The 21,749-nt window shown below is 52.6% G+C and carries 19 protein-coding genes; 15 read left to right on the top strand and 4 right to left on the bottom strand.

Annotation, left to right across the window (positions count from 1 at the left end; translation table 11 throughout):
* Positions 1 to 100: 100 nt before the first annotated feature.
* A complete protein-coding gene (locus DXH47_RS07070) occupies positions 101 to 817 on the bottom strand; it encodes a gamma-glutamyl-gamma-aminobutyrate hydrolase family protein (RefSeq protein ID WP_129032664.1) in 717 nt (238 codons plus the stop codon).
* Between the two features lie 214 nt (positions 818 to 1,031).
* Between DXH47_RS07070 and acpS the strand changes: the two genes are divergently transcribed.
* From acpS to DXH47_RS07050, 4 genes are all read left to right on the top strand, one after another.
* Positions 1,032 to 1,394 (top strand): holo-ACP synthase, encoded by a 363-nt coding sequence (gene acpS, locus DXH47_RS07065; RefSeq protein ID WP_129032663.1) that lies wholly within the window; start codon positions 1,032 to 1,034, stop codon positions 1,392 to 1,394.
* Positions 1,394 to 2,521 (top strand): alanine racemase, encoded by a 1,128-nt coding sequence (gene alr / locus DXH47_RS07060; RefSeq protein ID WP_129032662.1) that lies wholly within the window; start codon positions 1,394 to 1,396, stop codon positions 2,519 to 2,521. The genes acpS and alr overlap by 1 nt, the downstream gene beginning before the upstream one ends.
* A gap of 188 nt (positions 2,522 to 2,709) precedes the next feature.
* Positions 2,710 to 2,937 (top strand): hypothetical protein, encoded by a 228-nt coding sequence (locus DXH47_RS07055; RefSeq protein WP_129032661.1) that lies wholly within the window; start codon positions 2,710 to 2,712, stop codon positions 2,935 to 2,937.
* A 29-nt stretch (positions 2,938 to 2,966) separates the two neighbouring features.
* A complete protein-coding gene (locus tag DXH47_RS07050; protein ID WP_129032660.1) occupies positions 2,967 to 3,404 on the top strand; it encodes a type II toxin-antitoxin system PemK/MazF family toxin in 438 nt (145 codons plus the stop codon).
* 88 nt (positions 3,405 to 3,492) lie between these two features.
* On the opposite strand, the gene cbpA is transcribed toward DXH47_RS07050, so the two are convergent.
* From cbpA to DXH47_RS07035, 3 genes are all read right to left on the bottom strand, one after another.
* The gene (cbpA, locus tag DXH47_RS07045) at positions 3,493 to 4,134 is read right to left on the bottom strand and encodes a cyclic di-AMP binding protein CbpA (RefSeq protein WP_129032659.1); all 642 of its coding nucleotides are present in this window, start codon (positions 4,132 to 4,134) and stop codon (positions 3,493 to 3,495) included.
* A gap of 222 nt (positions 4,135 to 4,356) precedes the next feature.
* Positions 4,357 to 5,745 carry a L,D-transpeptidase family protein gene (locus DXH47_RS07040; RefSeq protein ID WP_129032658.1) on the bottom strand — a complete coding sequence of 463 codons (1,389 nt, stop codon included), beginning with the start codon at positions 5,743 to 5,745 and terminating at the stop codon, positions 4,357 to 4,359.
* A gap of 373 nt (positions 5,746 to 6,118) precedes the next feature.
* Entirely contained in the window at positions 6,119 to 7,087 is a 969-nt protein-coding gene (locus DXH47_RS07035) for an L-lactate dehydrogenase (protein WP_129032657.1), read from the bottom strand.
* A gap of 292 nt (positions 7,088 to 7,379) precedes the next feature.
* On the opposite strand from DXH47_RS07035, the gene pth reads away from it, so the two are divergent.
* From pth to dusB, 11 genes are all read left to right on the top strand, one after another.
* Positions 7,380 to 7,937, top strand: a complete 558-nt coding sequence (gene pth / locus DXH47_RS07030) for an aminoacyl-tRNA hydrolase (RefSeq protein WP_129032656.1) — start codon at positions 7,380 to 7,382, stop codon at positions 7,935 to 7,937.
* A 17-nt stretch (positions 7,938 to 7,954) separates the two neighbouring features.
* Complete coding sequence (gene mfd / locus DXH47_RS07025) at positions 7,955 to 11,506, top strand: transcription-repair coupling factor (RefSeq protein ID WP_129032655.1); 3,552 nt, start codon at positions 7,955 to 7,957, stop codon at positions 11,504 to 11,506.
* A 23-nt stretch (positions 11,507 to 11,529) separates the two neighbouring features.
* Positions 11,530 to 13,110, top strand: coding sequence for a polysaccharide biosynthesis protein (locus tag DXH47_RS07020; RefSeq protein WP_129032654.1), 1,581 nt, complete (start codon positions 11,530 to 11,532; stop codon positions 13,108 to 13,110).
* 1 nt (position 13,111) lies between these two features.
* Positions 13,112 to 13,384 (top strand): RNA-binding S4 domain-containing protein, encoded by a 273-nt coding sequence (locus DXH47_RS07015; RefSeq protein ID WP_129032653.1) that lies wholly within the window; start codon positions 13,112 to 13,114, stop codon positions 13,382 to 13,384.
* Between the two features lie 112 nt (positions 13,385 to 13,496).
* Positions 13,497 to 13,916, top strand: a complete 420-nt coding sequence (locus DXH47_RS07010; protein ID WP_129032652.1) for an FtsB family cell division protein — start codon at positions 13,497 to 13,499, stop codon at positions 13,914 to 13,916.
* Between the two features lie 377 nt (positions 13,917 to 14,293).
* Positions 14,294 to 14,842, top strand: coding sequence for a S1 domain-containing RNA-binding protein (locus DXH47_RS07005; RefSeq protein ID WP_129032651.1), 549 nt, complete (start codon positions 14,294 to 14,296; stop codon positions 14,840 to 14,842).
* 101 nt (positions 14,843 to 14,943) lie between these two features.
* Entirely contained in the window at positions 14,944 to 16,329 is a 1,386-nt protein-coding gene (tilS, locus tag DXH47_RS07000; protein WP_129032650.1) for a tRNA lysidine(34) synthetase TilS, read from the top strand.
* Complete coding sequence (hpt, locus tag DXH47_RS06995; RefSeq protein ID WP_129032649.1) at positions 16,322 to 16,858, top strand: hypoxanthine phosphoribosyltransferase; 537 nt, start codon at positions 16,322 to 16,324, stop codon at positions 16,856 to 16,858. The genes tilS and hpt overlap by 8 nt, the downstream gene beginning before the upstream one ends.
* A gap of 117 nt (positions 16,859 to 16,975) precedes the next feature.
* Positions 16,976 to 19,105, top strand: coding sequence for an ATP-dependent zinc metalloprotease FtsH (ftsH, locus tag DXH47_RS06990; RefSeq protein WP_129032648.1), 2,130 nt, complete (start codon positions 16,976 to 16,978; stop codon positions 19,103 to 19,105).
* 147 nt (positions 19,106 to 19,252) lie between these two features.
* On the top strand, positions 19,253 to 20,140 hold the full coding sequence (gene hslO / locus DXH47_RS06985) for an Hsp33 family molecular chaperone HslO (protein WP_129032647.1): 888 nt from the start codon (positions 19,253 to 19,255) through the stop codon (positions 20,138 to 20,140).
* Positions 20,140 to 21,162, top strand: a complete 1,023-nt coding sequence (gene dusB, locus DXH47_RS06980) for a tRNA dihydrouridine synthase DusB (RefSeq protein ID WP_129032646.1) — start codon at positions 20,140 to 20,142, stop codon at positions 21,160 to 21,162. Before hslO ends, dusB begins: the two co-directional genes overlap by 1 nt.
* Positions 21,163 to 21,749: the final 587 nt, after the last annotated feature.

Below are 21,749 nucleotides of genomic sequence, written 5' to 3'. Positions count from 1 at the left end.
CGCGGTGACGTGTGGGCACACGATTAAGGATGACCACGCGTCCGGGATGAAAAAAACTGGTAATCCCCGTGAGGATTACCAGTTTTACTTTATCAATGATTTAGTTGAGTCGGTCAACAAAAGCCTGAAACAGGGCTTGTTGTTCCGGACGGGTCGTCCAGAGGTTTTCAGGGTGCCACTGGACCCCCTGCAATAAGGCGTCAGACGACTCGATCCCTTCAATGACCCCGTCAGGTGCGGTGGCGACCACTCGTAAAGCCGCGGCCGGAGCCTTCACGGCTTGGTGGTGGCGCGAGTTGACCAGTGGGTGGGTGCCGATGGCCGCTTGCAACGCGGACGGCTGAATCGTGACACGGTGAGTCGGCAGGTCCCCCGGCGCGCTTTGGTGGTGTTGCAAGAGTGGTTTGCCAGGGTATTGGGTCGGCAAGTCTTGATAGACCGACCCGCCCAGCGCGACGTTTAAGACCTGCATGCCCCGGCAGATGCCTAGGATGGGAATTTGCCGCGCGGCTGCCTGGGTGACCAAAGTCATCTCGAACTGATCACGGGGCCGGTAAGTGCGACCTAGTTGGGGAAGGGGGTTATCGCCGACTAAGGTCGGGTCAAGGTCCGTGCCGCCAGTCAAAATCACACCGTCCAATTTTTCCAAAAGCGCATCGACCCGGTCTTCGGGAAGGTAGGGCAGGCTAACGGGAATGCCGCCGGCTGCCAACACGGCATTGACGGCCGCGCGGGGGACGAAATCGGCACGTTGTTGATTGATGACGGACGTGGGATCTAAAAAGACGTCCGCTGTCAGACCGATAAATTTACTCAAATAAGGCCAACTCCTTCATAAAAGGTATAAGGTCCATTGTAGCGCAGAGCAAGGGGCTGTCAACTGGGGGACACGGTGGCTGGTAGATTAGGACGCAGTCTACCGCCTACTCCCGGGGACAGTTGGGGGATATTTCGGGGGAACCAATCAAACACCGCCCCCATCGAGCGATGGCTGTGGTAAAATATGGCTTAGATGTTTAGGGGGTGACACCATGATTTATGGCACCGGTATCGATATCACGGATCTCGCCCGCGTCAAGGAAGTCGTGGCCCGTTACCCCGATTTTTTAGCGCGGGTCCTGACCCCCGGTGAATTAGTGGACTATCAGCAATTAAGTGGGTCACGCGCCATTGAGTATTTGGGGGGGCGCTGGTCCGTGAAAGAATCCTACGGTAAGGCGCTCGGCACGGGTATCGGCCACGCGTTTAGCTTCCAAGACCTGGAAGTGCGTGACGATGAGTCCGGGCGGCCCGTCGTGAAGTTTCAACCGTTTGGGGGCGTTGCCCACGTGTCGATCTCGCATACCGCGACCGTGGTGATGACGCAGGTTATTTTAGAAAGAGGGCAGTCATAATGGCAGTAGGACAACATCGGCCAACCCAGTTGGTGATCGATTGTCAGGCGTTACACGCGAATATTCAAGCAGAAGTCAGCCGCTTAAAGGCCGACTGTGAATTATTCATGGTCGTGAAGGCTAACGGGTACGGCCACGGTGCCGTGCAGGTGGCCCAAGTCGCCAAAGATGCTGGTGCGACCGGGTTTTGTGTTGCAATTTTAGATGAAGCGTTAGAGTTACGGGCAGCTGGGTTCAATGAGCCCATCTTGGTGTTAGGCGTGACCCGACCAGCCGATGCACCGTTGATGGCCCAGAGCCGCATTTCGGCGACGGTGGCCGACTTGAACTGGATGCGCGAGGCCAGTCGTTACTTAAAATTAACGGTACCGAACCGACCGCTGAACGTGCACTTGGGCTTAGACACTGGAATGGGGCGGATTGGGTTCCGAACCACTGCTGAGTTACAAGCCGCCCTGAACTTTTTGGGGGCCGAGGCGGATGACTTCAACTTCGAGGGCATCTTTACCCACTTCTCGACGGCCGATGATCCCGACCAGGCCTACTTCAAGCAACAGGTAGCCAAGTGGCAGGAAATGGTGGCGATTTTGCCGTTCCGGCCGCGCTACGTGCACGTGTCGAATTCAGCGACCAGTCTGTGGCACGACGCTTGCAACGGCAACATGGTTCGTTTCGGAGTCGCCGGTTACGGCTTGAATCCGTCCGGTACGGCGATTCCAACCACGCCGTATCCGTTACAACCAGCCATGAGCTTGGAAAGTGAACTGGTTTATACCAAACGTCTACGAGCTGGGGAATCCGTGAGCTACGGGGCGACCTACACCGCGCCAACCGACGAATGGGTCGGGACGGTTCCGATTGGATACGCTGACGGTTACGAACGCCGTTTGCAAGGGTTCCACGTTTTAGTTGGCGGCCAGTTCTGTGAAATTATCGGCCGGATCTGCATGGACCAGTTGATGATTCGGTTACCCCAAAACTTCGTGCGGGGCACCCGGGTCACGTTAGTCGGGAGAAATGGCCAGCGGCAGATCACGTTGCAGGACGTAGCCGATTACTGTGACACGATTCATTATGAAATTGCTTGTGGTTTTACCAGTCGGTTACCCCGGCGGTATGTGAATTAAATCTCGGTCAGCCGTTTTGACCATGCGGAACGTTTGGCTGGTGGCTAAACCAGTTGGTGTGCCCGGGGGATTGGGCTTACGACGTAATTAGGTCAGCAGATAAGTCGTTGACAAGGATTGTCGTTTCGCGGGTACGCAATTCGTGGTAAACTATATGGGAAGGTTGTCTCATAACAAGGAGGGTTACCATGATCCGGTCTCAACAAGCAGTCCACCCTAAAATTCGGGTGCAGATTTCTCGCCGTGTTCGGCGTCAGGCGTTAGTTCCGTTACCCGCGGCAGCTGCACAGCGGTTGGCATTGATTATTGGTTACCAGGCGATGGCGTTGATCAATCGGGATTTAACGCGCGCCTTTACGCCCTGCGAGGAAGAAGCGGAGCGCCGGTTAACTCAATTTCGGATGACACAACATTAACTATAATTGAAGATAGGGGATGGCGGCCCATGGCCCGTGTTGAAATAAAACGCGGTGACGTCTTCTTCGCCGATTTATCACCGGTCGTTGGTTCGGAACAGGGTGGCATGCGCCCCGTGTTGGTGATTCAAAACAACGTGGGGAACCACTATAGTCCAACCGTAATCGTGGCGGCAATCACCGCCCGGATCGAGAAGCCGAAGATGCCGACCCATGTCGCAATTTCGGCGGATGATACCGGTATCGAGCGGGATTCCGTCATTTTGCTTGAGCAGGTACGGACGATCGATAAGCAACGATTAAAAGATCAGGTGACACATCTAGATGCCAAGACGATGGCAGCGGTCGATGCCGCGCTAGCGACCAGCATTGGTTTAGCGGATCGGTCCCGGAAGAAACGGCCTAATCGAAATAAAAGTAAATTACATAACAATCAACAGCCGAACCGGCAAACGCGCGTGCAGTAGCGGGCGCGTTTTGACGTTGGTGCGGCCACCAAAATAACCTGAGACGATTTGGTCACAAATCGTCTCAGGTTATTTTGGTTAGCGTTAGTTAACTTTCGTGGCGGAGGTCTTCAATTTCAGGTACGTGGAACTCCTTACGTTCTAGAGCGTGGACGATGCGGTTGAGTTTGTCTTCATCGACCTCGGCGGGCAAGGTGAACATGGTGCGGTGGACCAGTTCGCCTTCCTGAGCGTCCAGACTAATCACACTGGCAATCGAGGTGTATTTGGTGATGACTTTAGCCATGCCTTCAAGGTCACCGCGTTCACCGGCGGAGACCACCGTCAACACGTAACTGCCGATGTTGACGTTCCAGGATTGGGACAGCATGTCCATCAAGCGAGTATGCGTCAAGATACCGTAAAAGGCGTTTTTGTCGTCTAACACCGCGATGTAAGGTAAATCTTTAATGGAAAAGAAGACGTTGAAGAAGGCGGCGTTCACAGAAATGAACTTGGTCGCATTCTTCAGTAGGGATGTCACGGGTAACTGCATATCGCCGCCCCGTGATTTATGGCGGTAAATGTGCATCTTGTAGATGTTTCCCCGAAAAATTTGCCCGGTTTCATCGAGAATCGGCACACAACGGTATCCGGAATCTTCCAAGACCTTTAAGGCCTGTTCCAGGGTAATATCCTCGCGAACCGTCACTAACCGTTCTTTCGGTTTCACTAGGGATTTAAGCAACATAGCAGATGACCTCCTAAAAAATTAGAAAAACTCTCATAATCTTTCCTAATCATACCATATCCGGTCGAAATACGGTAGTAAATTGTTGGTAAAGGTGGGGGGAACTCCCCCACTGTGAGTGACCATCTAAATCAGGAGTGGCGCGAATTGGGGTGGATCACAAAAAAGTCAGGTCAGGGTGATCATACTAGGTCACCTTGACCTGACTTTTTGAGAATTTAATTAAAAGATAATGACGGGCGTGCCGACCTTAACGTTCGCGTAAACTGACGCGATCTTGGAAGGTGGCGTGTTGATGCACCCGTGGGAGCCGTGCTTAACGTACCAGTTGCCCCCATACTTTGGTTGCCAGGAGGAGTCGTGAATTCCGACTCCGGTGTCATCAACGGGCATCCAGTACTTCACCTTCGACGCGTAGCTGGAGCCATCGTCATTTTCACCGCGGAGGGTAGTGTTGCGTTGCTTACTCCAGATGACCCATACCCCAGATGGCGTGTGGTTCCCTGAAGTTGGTTTACCTGTGACCACGTCGGTAGAAACAACGACCTTGCCGTTCTTGTAGACCCACATGTGCTGGTTCTTCTTATCAACTTCCACGTAGGAGTTGCCGATATCCGTACCGTTACTGTGGTAACCGGATCCTTGAATCGTAGGGGTCCGGGACATCCCCTTGGCAGCTAAGACCAATTTGTTGAGGACCGGCGTTTCCTTCTTGACGTTGATGCTCCAACCATACAAACCTGCCTTGACCTTGACCGTGCCCCGCTTGGTAGACTTGAAGGACCGGGTCTTGTTGATGGTCCCGTACTTGTGGCTGAGCTTAGTCAAGTAGGTCTTGATGGCCTTGGTATTCGTCGTCAACTTGTCGTTCTTAAAGGTCAACCAACTGCCCAGAGTGGCCGCCGGGATGGTAATCTTGTGGCCACTTAACTTGTACACGTAACTTTGCTTGGTGATGTTTTCGGCCGTGGTCTTGGCTGTCTTGAACGTCTTGCTAGTTGTCGTCACCTTGGGTTGCTTGTAGTCACCCGCCACGTTGACCGTCGAGGTTCCCTTTTCGATGGCGGCGGTGATGGACGCGGCGACCTTAGTAGCGTCCAATTGGTTCCCTTTAACTTCCTTCGTCACGTTGAAATGGCCGTTTTGATAGGTGAACGAAGCGTCTTTTGCCGCCTTACGACTGGTGTTGGCTTTCGCCGTCAGCCGCTTGGCAAGGGCTAAAATGCTTTGTTGGTTTTGATCGCTAGCGTTGAGTTTCAAACTATCCGCGGTCGCAGTCGTCAAATGCGCCGGCCACTGCCAGACGTTTTGTCGATTGATAAGTTGTTGAAGGGCCTTCGTTGACGTGACCTTGAGGTTGGCTTGCTGGGTCTTGAACGTGGCAACGGTTTGGTTACCGTCCTTCAACGTCAACGATTGGTTACGCATTGCACTTTTGAGTTTGGCTGCCGCTTGTTGGGCTGTGCTGCCCCCAACGTTAACGCCCGCGATTTCTGTATCCTTAAAAAAGGCGTTAGCGGATGAATAATGGAGTGCTTCTCCAACGTAAATGGCGCCCACCGCAACACAGGCGGTGACCAGGCCAATCACGATTGCTTTTCGTTTTTTCATATTATTACCCCTCCTAGAAATGAGCCAGTGGAGGAAAAATCGTCATCCTTAACTGTCACCAATATCATATCATCAGGTTACTTCAAATAGCCTTAAAAGACAATGTAAACGCAGTTTTTGTGAGGGGTTGCAACGTTGATATAACAGGCTTCATCTCATTTTGAAAAAACTTTGGCAGGCTGAAAGTTTTGCTGATGAATTATCCTGGCTGGGCATTATCATTCAGCTTGAAGAGTTAGTTTGGTGGAGAAATCCCGCTGGGGCGGGGAACCTGTACGCCACAAAAAAACAGGCCACCTCAACATGTTCTGTCAAGGTAGCCTGCTATCGCCCTGTAAACCAGTAGTTCGCGGGACGCATTTAACGGTGGTAATTAGTTGTTTTCAAGGGCAGCTAAGCCATCCTTCGTAACCTTCTTCAAGGTTGCGGCGGAGTTAGCCATAGCTTCCTTTTCCTTGTCGGAAAGTGGGATTTCAACCACGCTAGCCAAACCGTTAGCGTTGATGACCGCCGGCGTTCCGATAAAGATGTCATCCAACCCGTATTCGCCGTTCAATGCGGCCCCAACAGGTAAGACGGCGTTTTCATCACGCAAGATAGCGCGCGTGATCCGCATCAAGCAGGTGGCAACCCCATAGAAAGTTGCGCCCTTGCGGTTGATGATTTCGTAGGCCTTGTTCCGGGTAGCGTCTTCGATCTTAGTCAGATCATCGTCAGTCAAGCCCTTTTCCTTGGCGATGGCCTTCAATGGCTTGCCGGCAACCGTTGCTTCGTCGTAAGCGGCGAATTCGGAGTCACCGTGTTCACCCATGATGTAGGCGTTCACGTCGCGAGGGTCAACGTCAATCTTGTTGGCCAAAGTAACCCGTAAGCGGGCCGTGTCCAGAGAAGTCCCGGAACCAATAACCTTTTCCTTTGGGAAGCCAGAGAACTTCCAAGTAGCGTAGGTCAAGATGTCGACTGGGTTAGCAGCAACGACGAAGATACCATCGAAACCGGAATCAACGACTGGCTTAACAATGGAAGACAAGATCTTTAAGTTCTTGTTGACCAGATCCAACCGTGTTTCGCCGGGCTTTTGTGGGGCACCAGCAGTGATGACAACAACGTCAGCATCCTTAGCGTCAGAATATTCACCGGAGTAAACCTTCTTAGGAGCGGTAAAGACTTGGGCATCTTCAAGGTCCAATGCGTCTCCTTCAGTCCGCTTCTTAATCACATCCACAATTACGAATTCTTCGGCAATACCTTGGTTCATCATTGAGTAGGCGTAAGACGAGCCAACGGCACCGTCACCGACTAAAACAACTTTTTGATGATTCTTAGCAGTCAAATTCTTCATCTCCTAATAAATTTTGACATCCAGGTACGCTATAATACCCATCAGTAAGTATAACATGTTCCGTAACCAGCGACTACGACTGGAACGAGGAAATTTCACAAACTAAGGGGGAATACCAGGTGAACGACTGTGCCCGGTCGTGGTGGATGAACTTGCCTAGGGACTGTGCTATACTGGGAGCAGTTGACTAAGAACGGTAAGGCTAACAGCCAGCTGAACGGGAAATTTTTCCGTCCAGCTATTTTGTTTCTAGTCTAAAATCTAACGCATGCTAAGGGAGAACTTAATTAAAATGAAAATGATTGTTGGTTTGGGTAACATTGGGCCCCAGTACGATAATACGCGCCACAATACCGGCTTTATGGTGGTCGATGCGTTTGCCCGGGCTCACCAAATTGACCTGACGACCCGCAAGATGAACGCTCGGTACGGCACGGGCCTAGTCAACGGTGAAAAAGTGATGATCGTGAAACCGACGACGTTTATGAACGAGTCGGGTCGGGCCGTTCACCCGCTGATGCAGTACTACAAAGTAGACGTCAGTGATTTGATTGTCGTCCAAGACGATATGGACTTGCCATTAGGGCGGATTCGGCTCCGGAACCACGGCTCTGCCGGTGGCCATAACGGCATCAAGAGTTTGATTGCGCACGTAGGCACTCAGAACTTTGCTCGGGTCAGAGTCGGCATTGCCCACCCGCAACAGCACACCGTCGTGGATTACGTGTTGGGGCGCTTTACGGCCGAGCAACAACCATTGTTCAATCAAGCCAGTGACCACGCCGTTGCTGCCTTGGAAGACTGGGTTGCGGGGACCGAATTTACGCAGTTAATGAACCAGTACAACTAAGATAGGAAGTTATTCGTGTGAATTTAGAAGGATTTTTGACCCAAACACCGGCCTACACGGCGATTCGGCAGGCGGTTGCGCCGGGTCAGCGACAACTCGTGACCGGGCTCAACGGTTCGGCCGAGACGTTGCTGATTGCTAGCCTCCTTCATGACCAGCAACGATCGATCGTGTACGTGACGGATACTCTCTACCACGCCGGGAAATTGGTGGAAGACCTGGCCAATATCTTAGGTGACGACGAATTGTACGAGTTCCCGGTGGAAGAATTGTTAGCGGCGGAAGTCGCGACCAGTTCACCAGAGTACCGGGCGGAACGGATCGCTGCTTTACGGGCGTTACAAAGTGACCGGCCGGTCGTAGTCGTCACGGCCTTATCGGGCTTGCGGCGTTTCTTACCGGCCCCCGCGAACTTTGCGGCGGCACGATTTGCCGTCAAAGTGGGTGCCGACATGGACCTAGAACAGTTACAGCAACAGCTTTTTGCCATGGGCTATACGCCCCAAAAATTAGTCGCAGCACCCGGGGACTTCGCGGTCCGCGGGTCAATTGTCGATATCTATCCGTTGGGCACGGACTATCCGGTCCGCATCGACTTCTTCGATACCGAAGTGGATTCGCTGCGATACTTCGATCCAGCCACGCAACGCAGTGTGGAAAACATCGACCAAGTTGAAATCTTACCCGCGACCGACTTTATTTTAACGGCAGCGGAACGGACGGCAGGGGCCCAGGCGTTGAGCCAGGCGTTAGCGACGCAGACCGCTGAGCTATCAGCGGACGATGCCACGACGTTGACCACCCAGGTCCAACCATTGATCGATGGCTTGAAGAAGGGATCCATCGACCCGCAACTGATGGAATTTGCCGATTACTTGTTTCCGGACCATCACCAGATCTTGGATTACCTGGCGGCGGACGGGACCGTGCTATTCGGCGATTACGCTCGATTGCAAGATGGTGAACGTCAGCTCTTAGAAGACGAAGCCAATTGGGCGACTGATAAGCTGGCCCACCACCAGATTTTTGCCAAGCAGACCTTCGGCGGGGAACTCCGGCCCATCGTGCGCGATGATCCCCATGCGCAGATTATGCTGGCCCTGTTTCAAAAGGGGATGGGGAATCTCCGATTCACGGCGGTGACCAACGTGGTGACGCGGGCCATGCAACAGTTCTTTAGCCAGTTACCCGTGATGAAGACTGAAATCGACCGCTGGCACCACCAGAAGCAGACCGTGGTGCTATTGGTTCAGGACGAAGAACGGTTGGCGAAGATTGAAAAAACGCTAGACGACTTTGAGATTCAAGTGGTGTTGACCAAGCGGGAGAATCTCCAGCCAGGAATCACCCAGTTGGTCCCGGAACGGCTGCAGACCGGTTTTGAATTGCCGGAAGCTAACTTGGTGGTCATCACCGAAGCCGAGATGTTTCAAAAGATTACGAAGAAACGGCCGCGACGGCAGAACATGGCCAACGCGGAACGTTTAAAGAGTTACACTGATTTAAAACCCGGTGACTACGTGGTGCACGTCAACCACGGGATTGGGAAGTTCATCGGGATGCAGACGTTGACCGTCGATGGGGTCCATCAGGATTACATGACCATCGATTATCAGGACAACGCGCAGTTGTTTATTCCGGTCACCCAACTTAACCTGATTCAAAAGTACGTGTCGTCGGAAGACAAGAAGCCCCGCATCAACAAGTTGGGCGGCTCCGAGTGGGCCAAGACTAAGCGCAAGGTCGCCGCAAAGATTGAAGATATCGCCGATGAATTGGTCGACCTCTACGCCAAGCGGGCGGCAGAAAAGGGCTATGCCTTCCCGCCGGATGATAGTCTCCAGATCGACTTTGACCAAAGTTTTCCGTACGTGGAAACGCCGGACCAGTTACGGTCAATCAAGGAAGTCAAGCACGACATGGAGAAGTCGCGGCCGATGGACCGGCTCTTAGTCGGTGACGTGGGCTACGGGAAGACCGAAGTTGCGTTACGGGCGGCCTTTAAGGCGGTCGAAGCCGGCAAACAGGTGGCCTTTCTGGTGCCAACGACCATTTTGGCGCAACAACACTATGACACCATGGTCAGCCGTTTTGAAGGGTACCCCATCAACGTCGAGATGTTCTCCCGGTTCCGGACCACCAAGCAGATCCACCAATCATTAAAGGACCTGGAAAGTGGGAAACTCGACATCGTGGTGGGGACCCACCGGTTATTGTCGAAAGACGTGAAGTTCAAGAACTTAGGCTTGGTGCTGGTCGATGAGGAACAACGCTTCGGGGTCAAGCATAAGGAACGGTTGAAGGAATTGAAGGCCAACGTGGATGTGTTGACGTTGACCGCAACGCCGATTCCGCGGACCTTGCACATGTCAATGCTCGGGGTCCGTGACCTTTCCGTGATCGAGACGCCACCGGCGAACCGGTTCCCGATTCAGACCTACGTGATGGAACAAAATGCGGGGGCCATTCAAGACGGGATTCGCCGGGAGATGCAACGGGGCGGTCAGGTCTTCTACCTGCATAACCGGGTGGACGACATCGAGAAGACCGTTAGTCAGCTTCAGGCGTTGGTGCCGGAAGCGCAGATTGGCTACATTCACGGGCAGATGACCGAGGCCCAGCTTGAAGGGGGCCTCTTTGACTTTCTGCGCGGTGAATACGACGTGTTGGTCACCACGACCATCATCGAGACCGGAATCGATATCCCGAACGCGAACACCTTGTTCGTGGAAAATGCCGACCGGATGGGCCTGTCACAGCTCTATCAGTTGCGCGGACGGATTGGCCGAAGCAACCGAGTGGCCTACGCGTACTTCACCTATCAACCGAATAAGGTCTTGACCGAAGTCAGTGAAAAGCGCCTGGAGGCCATCAAGGACTTCACCGAATTAGGGTCCGGCTTTAAAATTGCCATGCGGGACCTCTCGATTCGGGGCGCGGGTAATTTGCTGGGGAAGCAACAACACGGGTTCATCAATTCCGTGGGGTACGACTTGTATACCCAGATGCTCAGCGATGCCGTGGCCAAGAAGCGGGGACAAACGGCGCAACCGAAGACGGATACCACCGTAGAACTGGGTGTGGAAGCCTACCTGCCGAGCGACTACATCGAAGACGAACAACAGAAAATCGAGATGTATAAGCGGATTCGGCAGTTGGATAGTGACGATGAAGTCAGTGAGATTCAAGCTGATCTGATTGACCGGTTTGGCGACTACCCGAAGCCCGTGGCCCAGTTGCTAACGATTGGCCAGTTGAAGCTGGCTGCCGACTTGGCATTGATTGAAAAGCTGCGGCGGGTCAACGGCGATGTCTTCGTCACGGTCTCTAAACAGGGGACCGATATTCTCGGCGGCGAAGACGTCTTCAAGGCCTTGGCCGCAACTGAGCTGAAGGCGACGGTCACCATCAACGACGACCGGCTGCACGTGAAGCTGGTCATCCAACCGAAGATGACGGTCGATGACTGGTTGCCACAAGTGCAACAGTTCGTGTCGGCGTTACGCGACATCGTGGTGCAGACCACGGCCCCGCAAAAGTCGACCGACCAATCATCGACGAGTAAATAAGGTCACAGTAAAGGAGGGCGGCCATGGGGGCACGCAACGTAACTCAAACCCTAAGGGGCGCCTTGGTCTTATCCAGTGCGGCGTTCATTGCGAAGGTCTTAAGTGCAATCTACCGGGTCCCGTTTCAAAACCTGGTGGGCGACACCGGCTTTTACGTCTACCAGCAAGTCTACCCGTTGTACGGGATTGGCATGACTTTGGCTTTGAGCGGATTACCGGTGTTCATTTCTAAGTTAGTGGCGGACGCGCCCGACCTGGCCAGTCAGCAGTGGGTCGCTCGGCGGGTCTACCACTGGACGTTGGGGCTGGCCGTGGGATTGTTCTTGGCATTGCAATTGGGGGCGCCCGGGCTAGCCTTAGGCATGGGGGACACCCGGTTGACCGCTTTGATTCGGATGGTCTCCTGGATGTTTCTGGTGATGCCCGAGTTAGCCGTAAGCCGCGGGTATTACCAGGGAAGGTTACAGATGTTCCCCACGGCTCGCTCACAGGTCATCGAACAACTAGTGCGTGTCGTGATTATTTTGGTGGTTGCCTGGTGGGCGACCACCCACGACTGGTCAGTCTACGCGATGGGGACCGGCACCATGGTCAGTGGGACCTTGGCCGCCTTAGCTGCTTGGGCCGCTCTACCGCATTGGCGCCGACCGGTGAGTGGACCCGTAACGGCAACGCCACATTTAGGCCGCCGGTTATTGGTCGAAGGTGGCACCCTGTGCTTGTTAACGGCCATCATGGTGGTCTTGCAGTTGATTGACTCCTTTACCGTTAAAAACGGGCTAGTCGCTGGTGGGATGAGTAATTCGGCCGCCAAGAGTTTAAAGGGGGTCTATGATCGGGCCCAGCCCCTGGTCCAATTAGGTTTGGTCGTGGCGGTTGCTTTTGCAACGTCATTGTTGCCGGCCTTGACCAGTGCGGCCCATCACCGGCAAGCTCAGACCTTTAAACGCCTGACCACCACCATGATGCGGCTGGCTTTGGTGATTGCAACGGCGGCCAGTGCAGGCTTGATTACCCTGATGCCCTGGATCAACCAGTTGCTCTTTGGGGATGCAAAGGGAACGGAGATGCTGGCGATTTATATGGGCAGCATCGTGTTTGCGACGCTGATTCAAACCTATAATAGTGTGTTACAGAGTCGCAATCAGTTTAAATTGACCGTGGTCGCGTTACTGAGCGGCTTAGTGGTCAAAGCTAGCGTGAATCAGACCGCCGTGCACCTTTGGGGTGGCCTGGGCGCCAGTCTGGTGACCGTCGGCAGTTTGGCGGTCATGACAGCCATCATTTGGTTCGGCTCGGCACCGCAGTTGCGCCGGGGAATCTGGACCGTGGCGTTCGGGGTGAAACTCATCGGGTGTTTAGCCGGGATGGTAGCCACTGTAACGATCGCTAAGCTGAGCTTGCAGGCTCTGATCCCGGCCCTTACCCAGAGTCGCTTAGCAATCGGTGGGGCCTTGGTCGTGGTGATTGGCGTGGGCGTCGTGGTGTTTATCGTGGCGGCGCTTAGTTGCCGGTTACTCACCGTGCGTGAATGGCTAACCTTACCGCACGCGGCGGGGCTCTTACGTTACTGGCAAAAATTGACTCAACATGGAGGAAAATAAAATGCGTTTAGATAAATTTTTGAAAGTCTCACGGATTATCAAGCGGCGGTCGGTCGCTAAAGAAATCGCCGACAAGGGTCGCATTCTGATCAATGGCAAGGTCGCCAAGTCCTCAAGTGACGTGGCGACGAACGACGAGTTGGTGATCAAGTTTGGTAATAAGACGTTAACTGTCAAGGTTGACGCTTTGTTAGAAACCACCAAGAAGGACGATGCGGAACGGATGTACACCATCGTCAAGGAAGACTACGCTCAAGATTTTCGGCAACTTTAACCGATTAAATATGACGAATGTTTTACATTGTGGTCAATAAACTAGACGGTCAATTTGAAAGTTGCTATACTCAAGTTAACTAATCTGGTAGAGTTCTGTGGGGTGAACGAGAATGGCAGACGATAAACCGGTCCAAACAACCAAGGTCCAACACTTAGAAAATGAGTATGCACGACAGCTAGCACGACAAAAGGAACCCACGGTGTCGATTCAGCATCATGGGTTGAAACGGCGACGGGTGCGGCGAGCATTACGGATTTTTGCGGTTTTTGCTGTGTTTGCGCTGATCTTGGGGGTTCAATTGGTCCGGACGAACGCAAGTCTGCATCACGTTAACCAGAAAGTCGAAGCCAGCGAACAACGCTTGGATAAGGCCAAGGACACCAACGCTAAGTTGAAGTTAAAAGTTAAACAGCTCAATAATAAGGATTACTTGGGGCAGTTGATTCGCTCGAAGTATTACTACTCGAAGTCCGGGGAGACTATTTATAGCTTACCCGGAGATCACGCTAAGGACGTGACTGAGAAGTAGGGACAAATTAAACGGACTAACGAGTTTCTAGGGGGCACCCCCCCTGGAAGCTCGTTTTTTTGCGTGTCACCTTGTTCAGTGAGCGGGCAATCAGTTAGGTGGCTGACCTAGTAAAACGGTTACCATAACCCGAAGTTTTCTGATTATTTTTGGGGGTGGACCAAAGAAACATGTTAGACTGAATGGTAGTTGGCTGGAGGGAATGACCAGTCCACTTTCAGGGTGCAATCAAGTGTAACTGAAAGGCCAAAATCACGGAAAATTCACGGTGACGTCGTCCCACTCGCACCGCGAAATAAACCCGATTTTGAAGGTTTGGGATTAGCTTGAGTTGTGGTATACTGAAGGCACTTATTTTAAGGAGGAACTTCTTGTTTATGGCAATCGAGGTTGGAGCTAAGGTTTCCGGAAAGGTCTCCGGAATTACGAACTTTGGCGCATTTGTTGATTTGGGTGACCACAAGACCGGGTTAGTCCACATTAGTGAAATTTCTGACGGATACGTGAAGGATATTCACGACGTTTTATCCGTAGGTGATGAGGTCACAGTTAGGGTCTTGACTGTGGGTAATGATGGGAAGATTGGGTTATCGATCCGTAAGGCAAAAGATCGCCCAGCAACTGAACACGCCCATCGACCGCACAATAACGATCATCGCGGCGGCAACGAACACCGGGGCAACTTCCATAATAACTGCGGCGGTCACGGTGAGCACGGTCATGGTGGTAATCGGCGCTTTGAAAATAATGGCTCACGCTCCCACCATGGATCGGCTAACGGCCGATTTGCTGGGCATCACTCGAACCATAAAGAGAATTTTGACGATATGATGTCGGGGTTCTTGAAGCAAAGTGAAGACCGGTTAGCAACGATCAAACGCAATACTGAAGGTAAGCGCGGCGGTCGTGGCGGTCGGCGGAGCTAGAACCTGCTCGCCACGTTGACGATCAAGAACGAACAAGGGTCGCACCCGTTGCGGCCCTTTTGTTTTAGAGTGGCCGGGTCAAGTAAAGGGGGAGGGCCCACGTGACATTGGAAACTGAATTTCGGCGGCATTGGCGCCAGCACTCCTGGTCTCAGGCTAAGCGGGGATTGGTGGCCGTGTCGACGGGGGTGGATTCGATGGTGCTGTTGACCTTACTGGCAAACTTGCCAACGGCTGAGCGGCCCCAGTTGACCGTGGTGCACGTGAACCACGAACTACGGGCCCAGAGCCAACGCGAAGAAGCCTTTTTGACGCGGTGGTGTGCCGAGCGGCAGTTGCCGTTAGTGGTGACCCACTGGCCGCGTACCCAACACCCCAAACAGGGACTGGAGAATGCGGCCCGGCAGTTTCGGTACGCTTTCTTTGCCGAACAACTCCGGCAACAGCACGCTGACTGGGTCGCCACGGCGCACCAAAGCGATGAGCAGGCCGAGACCATTTTGCTCAAGCTTTTGCGCGGCGGCAATCTGGCCCAACTCACGGGAATGGCGGCGAGTCGACCGTTAGGCGTGGGGCGGGTGATTCACCCATTACTGCCTTTTACCAAGCAACAGTTACGCACGTACGCCACGACACAACAGATTCCATGGTTTGAAGACGCGACGAATCAAGATTTAGTGGCTAGTCGCAACCGAATCCGGCACCAGGTACTACCGGTGTTACACCAGCAAAATCCGCAGGCCGGCGCCCACCTGGTCGACTACGGCCAGCAACTTACGGCGGTCCTGCAAGTGGCTGACCGGGCGTTGGACGCGCAACTGGCGATCATCGTCACGAATTGGCAGCCGGTTAGTGGGCGAATCCCGTTACTGCTAGCTCAGCCGGTGAGCGAACAACGGTTATTGTTAGCGCGGCTGATCAAGCGACTAGCGCCCACTTTAAGTACGCAAGCGACCCGGCTCGACCAGGCATTGCACCTGTTAGGGAACGCGCAACGAGCCACAGGCCAGATTGACTTGGGGGCCGGTTGGGTCCTGACGAAGCAGTACCGGACATTTCACTTAAAAAAGTCCACAAAATTCGGAGAAAAATCCGTGGCGAAATTTAGTTTCATGGTAGACTTGAACCAATGGCAACCGGTTGGGGACAATCGGTTGCTGGGCGTTTTTCAAACGCCACCCGCGGCGTTGCCCCAGCGGCAAGTGGTCGCGTTGACCACCGCTGATTTTCCGTTGACGGTCCGCTCGTGGCAAGCTGCTGATACTTTGCGGTTAGCTAATGGGCAACATCAGACGGTTCGGCGCGCACTGATCAACGCGAAGGTGCCCCGAGCGCAACGGGCGCAGGTGGCCGTTTTAGTCACCGCGCAGGGCGCCGTTTTGGCGGCTCTGGGTGTGAAGTGGTCGGTCTTACCGCCACGGGCACACACGACAAACTATCACATTGGCATTCAGCCAAGATCGGCGAAAGGGGAACAGCATGAATAACGATATTGAAAAGGTCCTGTACAGCGAGGAAGACATAGCCGCGGCTTGTAAACGTTTAGGGACCCAGTTGGCAAAGGATTACCAAGGAAAGACGCCGTTGATTATCTGTGTCTTAAAGGGGGCTATCTTATTCATGACCGATGTGATTCGGGACATGGATATTTACGCCGAAATTGACTTCATTGATGTCTCTAGTTATCACGGGGGCACGGCTTCTTCGGGGACCATCACCCTGTTGAAGGACCTAGACACAGACGTTGCCGGACGGGACGTTTTGTTAGTTGAAGACATTATCGATACCGGACGGACCTTGAAGTATTTGGAAGACTTACTGAAGGAACGGCAAGCCAAGTCCATTAAGGTCTGCACGTTGATGGATAAACCGAGTGGCCGCGTGGTTGAAGCCAAGGCGGATTACGTAGGTTTCAACGTCCCTAGTGAGTTTGTCGTGGGTTACGGGTTGGATTACGACGAAAAATATCGTAACCTCCCGTACGTCGGTGTTTTGAAGCCGGCAGTTTATAGATAAATAATTAGTCAACGATAGTCAATTGTGATAACATCTTATTTAGTTAAAGGGGCATAAGCTCTAAATTTCGTTCCCATCTGTGATTAGATTGGGAACTGTGGGTAAAGGAGGCACGACATGAATAATCGACGAAACGGACTGTTTCGTAGCAGCCTGTTTTACATTGTGGTCTTCTTGTTGATCATTGGTGTGTTCTATTTATTTAATGGAAATAACACCAACTCACAATCCCAAGAAATCCAATCGAGTCAATTCGTCAAAGACCTGAACGCGAATAAGATTAAGAGTTTTTCTATTCAGCCTTCCGGGGGCGTCTACAAGATTACCGGGGAGTACCGGAACGCGCAAAAGCGGACCACGAACACCGGCTTTAGCCTAGGTGGTTCGAAGAGTACTGCTGTAACGGCCTTTAGCACCCAAGTCTTGACTAACAACTCGACGGTTTCCGCGATTGATAAGACTGCCAAGAAGCACAATGTCAAGATGAATACCAAAGCGGAGGAATCAAGCGGCTTCTGGCTGAACTTATTAGTTTACGCTGCACCACTAGTCATTTTCTTCTTCTTCTTCTACATGATGATGGGTCAAGCCGGCCAAGGTGGCGGCAATGGTCGAGTCATGAACTTTGGGAAGTCCAAAGCCAAACCGGCGGACAGTAAAGAGAACAAGGTTCGCTTTGCGGACGTTGCTGGTGAGGAAGAGGAAAAGCAAGAACTGGTCGAAGTGGTTGAGTTCTTGAAGAATCCGCGGAAATTTGTTTCGTTGGGCGCCCGGATACCATCCGGGGTCTTGCTCGAGGGCCCGCCAGGAACTGGGAAAACGTTGTTGGCGAAGGCCGTTGCCGGTGAAGCTGGCGTTCCATTCTACTCGATTTCAGGTTCTGATTTCGTGGAAATGTTCGTTGGTGTCGGGGCTAGCCGTGTCCGGGATCTGTTTGAACAGGCCAAGAAGGCCGCACCTTCTATCATCTTTATTGATGAAATCGATGCGGTTGGTCGTCAACGGGGTGCCGGCATGGGCGGTGGCCACGACGAACGAGAACAAACGCTGAACCAATTACTGGTTGAAATGGACGGGTTTACCGGAAGCGAAGGCGTCATTGTCATGGCGGCGACGAACCGGTCCGATGTTTTGGACCCCGCCTTACTACGGCCAGGACGGTTTGACCGGAAGATCTTGGTTGGCCGACCAGATGTTAAGGGTCGGGAAGCCATTCTGAAGGTCCACGCCAAGAACAAGCCATTGGCTAATGATGTCGATTTGAAAGAAATCGCCAAGCAGACGCCGGGCTTTGTCGGGGCTGACTTGGAAAACCTCTTGAATGAAGCGGCCTTGTTAGCTGCTCGGCGGAATAAGACGCAGGTCGATGCTTCCGACTTAGACGAAGCCGAAGACCGAGTCATTGCCGGGCCTGCTAAGAAGGACCGAGTCATCAGTCCTAAGGAACGCAAGACCGTGGCGTACCATGAAGCCGGTCATACACTGGTGGGCTTGGTCTTGAACGACGCCCGGGTTGTTCATAAGGTCACGATCGTTCCGCGGGGCCGTGCTGGCGGGTACGCCATCATGTTGCCACGAGAAGATCAAATGTTGATGTCTAAGAAGAACGCCATGGAACAAATTGCCGGGTTAATGGGTGGTCGGACGGCCGAAGAATTGATTTTCCATTCCGAATCGTCCGGGGCTTCGAATGACTTTGAGCAAGCCACGCAGATTGCGCGGGCCATGGTGACCCAATACGGAATGAGTGACGCCGTCGGAACGGTGGCGTTGGAAAGTGCCGGTGGCCAACCATTTGCTGGGGCCGGGTACTATAACCAACCCGCTTACTCTGAACACACGGCCAGCTTGATTGACAGTGAAGTCCGGCGCCTGATTAACGAAGGGCACGAGACGGCACGGAAGATCCTCGAAGAGCACAAGGCAGAACACAAGATTATTGCGGAAGCCTTGCTGAAGTACGAGACGCTGGACGAAAAGCAAATTCTCAGTTTGTATCAGACTGGGAAGATGCCGGAAAAGGACAGCGATGCTGAATTTCCGAGTGAAAAGGCGGCCACGTTTGAAGAATCCAAGCGTGAACTAGAACGTCGGGAAGCGGCTCGTCACGCCGACACGCAAGCGAAATTAGCGTCGTCAGCAGCCAGCAGCGAAGCCAACCAAACTGGTGACGGGGATTCCTCCGCATCGAGTTCTGCGGCTAGCTCAGCAGCGGATGATGAGCACCATTCAGATGATTCCGAATAAGCACTACCATCAAGGGGCCTGGGAACTGTTTCCCAGGCCTTTTTGTGTTTCTGGTCTGGGATGTTAAGAGGCGGGATATTTGCAAAAGCGCGTTTTTTTGGTATGGTAAGGCATGATAAACTGACAGGTGAAAGGAAAGACAAACGAATGGCAGATTACTTAATTAAGAGTTTAATTGCGGATGGCATGTTTCGGGCTTACGCCATGGACGCAACGGATACGGTCGCGGAGGCTCAACGGCGCCATGATAGTTGGAGCGCGGCAACGGCGGCGTTAGGCCGGACCCTGATTGGGACAGTGTTACTCTCAACGTCACTGCTTAAGGGTGATGAGAAGTTAACGGTCAAGGTCGACGGCCACGGTCCAGTCGGCGCCATTGTGGCGGACGGCAATGCGGACGGAACGGTCAAAGGCTACCTCCAATACCCGCACACGAGCTTGCCGTTGAACCCTAAGCACAAACTGGACGTTAAAAAGGCGGTTGGCACTAACGGGATGTTGACGGTCACGAAGGATCAGGGGTTAGGTCAACCGTACACCGGCCAAGTCCCATTGGTTTCAGGTGAATTGGGTGAAGACTTTACCTATTATTTGGCGAAGTCTGAACAGATTCCAAGTTCCGTGGGGGTCTCAGTTTTCGTAGAACCTGATAACACGGTCAAAGTCGCTGGTGGATTTATGATTCAGGTGATGCCTGGTGCTTCAGACGAAGCAATTGCGCGACTGGAGAAACGGCTCAAGGAAATGCCGATGGTGTCGGAACTCCTCTTGGACGGTCAAAAGCCGGAAGACATTTTACGACTCTTATTCCCAGACGAAGACATTCAAATTTTGCAAAAGCTGCCGGTCGAGTTCAAGTGTGATTGTTCAAAGGACCGCTTTGCTTCCGCACTGGCGTCCGTATCAGCCGACGCTATTCAAGAGATGATCGATCAAGATCACGGAGCCGAAGCCGTTTGTCACTTCTGTGGGAACAAGTATCAGTTCTCAGAAGATGACTTGCGGGCAATCTTAGCTCACGCCCAGGCGAAATAATGAACGATACGCCTTGGAAAATTGGCAACGTCACGATTCCTAACCGGGTGGTCGTGGCCCCGATGGCGGGGGTGACGAACGTGGCCTTTCGAGTCATTTGTAAGGAGTTTGGCGCTGGTTTGGTCGAATGCGAGATGATTTCAGGAGCGGGGATTCACTACCAGAATCCTCGAACCTTAGACATGATGGCGGTCAATCCGCACGAACACCCCATGAGCATCCAAATCTTCGGCGGTACCGAGGAAACTTTGGTCCAGGCCGCTCAGTTTGTGGATCAACAGACTCCAGCCGATATCATTGATATTAATATGGGCTGCCCGGTCAATAAGGTGGTTAATACGGAAGCCGGGGCAAAATGGCTACTGGATCCAGATAAGGTCTACCACATGGTTAAAGCAGTCGTGGCGGCCGTAGACAAGCCGGTCACGGTCAAGATGCGGACCGGTTGGGATGACCACCACTTGTACGCAGTGGATAACGCGTTGGCGGCGCAAAGTGCGGGGGCTAGCGCCCTGGCAATGCACGGGCGGACACGGAAACAAATGTATCAGGGACACGCCGATTGGGAGTTGTTGGCGCAAGTGGCTCAACAGCTGACCATTCCCTTTATGGGCAACGGCGATGTGCGGACGCCACAAGATGCGCAACGCATGTTGACGGAAGTTGGCGCGGATGCTGTGATGATTGGGCGTGCCGTCATGGGGAATCCCTGGTTATTGAAACGCGTTAATCATTACCTGACAACGGGGGAACTCTTACCGGAAGCAACCCCAACACAGAAGGTAAAATGGGCCCAGGCACATTTGCACGCGCTATGTTTAGCCAAGGGCCCCCAAGATGGCCCCCGCGACTTTCGCAATCAGGTGGCCTACTATCTGAAAGGGATTCCGCACGCGGCCCGGACTAAAGTTGCGTTGGCGGACGCCACGGATGAGGAGACCATGCACACGCTGTTGGCCCGCTTCTTGAATCAGTTGGCCACGAGTAGTCGGGACCGACCGGTTCGACGGTATCGTGATTAATCAAGCGGTCGTTCTTGGATTGAAGTTATAGCGATAACGAAACGGAACCCGGCGGTCCAGACTAAATGGTCTGGTGCTGTGGGTTCCGTTTTGTTTAGCCTCTTAAGTGGTCTAAAGTGAGAGATTAACTGAGAATAAGGCTTTTTAGTTATTTATTGACGAAAAAGCTTGACCGACTTGGGAATGATTGATATGATATTAGCTGTTGTCACAAAGCAGCTGAATGCATAAAGATTTGATTTATGGATATCTATCCGCAATTTAAATTTAAGCTTGACGCCGACAAGTGCAACTGATACAATGTTTTATGTTGTCAATTCAAGAAATCAAGTCGATGACGGCTTCCGTGATAATTTGAATATATATTCAAATTATCGGTGAAAAAAGTTATTGACAAGGAATTGATGACATGCTATACTTTAAAAGTTGTCATGAAGCAATCACTTCATTAGATAACTTGGTAGATCCTTGAAAACTGAACATTGTTTCGACAAACCAAATATGTGTAGGGCGGTTTGAATTTATTCAAACCCAAACAATATTTGCGAAGTCAATTCGCTTTTAAAATGTAACAACAATCGATGAGC

This window comes from Levilactobacillus suantsaii, from assembly GCF_004115745.1.
Lineage (GTDB): Bacteria > Bacillota > Bacilli > Lactobacillales > Lactobacillaceae > Levilactobacillus > Levilactobacillus suantsaii.
Note: the sequence above shows the minus strand (reverse complement) of the source record. Positions and strands in the feature narration are given on the sequence as shown.

Excerpts from the sequence above, each read along its gene's own strand:
- hslO (WP_129032647.1), top strand. The coding sequence starts at position 19,253 with ATGGCAGATTACTTAATTAAGAGTTTAATTGCGGATGGCATGTTTCGG.
- DXH47_RS07005 (WP_129032651.1), top strand. The coding sequence starts at position 14,294 with ATGGCAATCGAGGTTGGAGCTAAGGTTTCCGGAAAGGTCTCCGGAATT.
- ftsH (WP_129032648.1), top strand. The coding sequence starts at position 16,976 with ATGAATAATCGACGAAACGGACTGTTTCGTAGCAGCCTGTTTTACATT.
- cbpA (WP_129032659.1), bottom strand. The coding sequence starts at position 4,134 with ATGTTGCTTAAATCCCTAGTGAAACCGAAAGAACGGTTAGTGACGGTT.
- DXH47_RS07010 (WP_129032652.1), top strand. The coding sequence starts at position 13,497 with ATGGCAGACGATAAACCGGTCCAAACAACCAAGGTCCAACACTTAGAA.
- DXH47_RS07050 (WP_129032660.1), top strand. The coding sequence starts at position 2,967 with ATGGCCCGTGTTGAAATAAAACGCGGTGACGTCTTCTTCGCCGATTTA.
- DXH47_RS07015 (WP_129032653.1), top strand. The coding sequence starts at position 13,112 with ATGCGTTTAGATAAATTTTTGAAAGTCTCACGGATTATCAAGCGGCGG.
- DXH47_RS07055 (WP_129032661.1), top strand. The coding sequence starts at position 2,710 with ATGATCCGGTCTCAACAAGCAGTCCACCCTAAAATTCGGGTGCAGATT.
- DXH47_RS07020 (WP_129032654.1), top strand. The coding sequence starts at position 11,530 with ATGGGGGCACGCAACGTAACTCAAACCCTAAGGGGCGCCTTGGTCTTA.
- DXH47_RS07040 (WP_129032658.1), bottom strand. The coding sequence starts at position 5,745 with ATGAAAAAACGAAAAGCAATCGTGATTGGCCTGGTCACCGCCTGTGTT.
- DXH47_RS07035 (WP_129032657.1), bottom strand. The coding sequence starts at position 7,087 with ATGAAGAATTTGACTGCTAAGAATCATCAAAAAGTTGTTTTAGTCGGT.
- pth (WP_129032656.1), top strand. The coding sequence starts at position 7,380 with ATGAAAATGATTGTTGGTTTGGGTAACATTGGGCCCCAGTACGATAAT.
- dusB (WP_129032646.1), top strand. The coding sequence starts at position 20,140 with ATGAACGATACGCCTTGGAAAATTGGCAACGTCACGATTCCTAACCGG.
- acpS (WP_129032663.1), top strand. The coding sequence starts at position 1,032 with ATGATTTATGGCACCGGTATCGATATCACGGATCTCGCCCGCGTCAAG.
- alr (WP_129032662.1), top strand. The coding sequence starts at position 1,394 with ATGGCAGTAGGACAACATCGGCCAACCCAGTTGGTGATCGATTGTCAG.
- hpt (WP_129032649.1), top strand. The coding sequence starts at position 16,322 with ATGAATAACGATATTGAAAAGGTCCTGTACAGCGAGGAAGACATAGCC.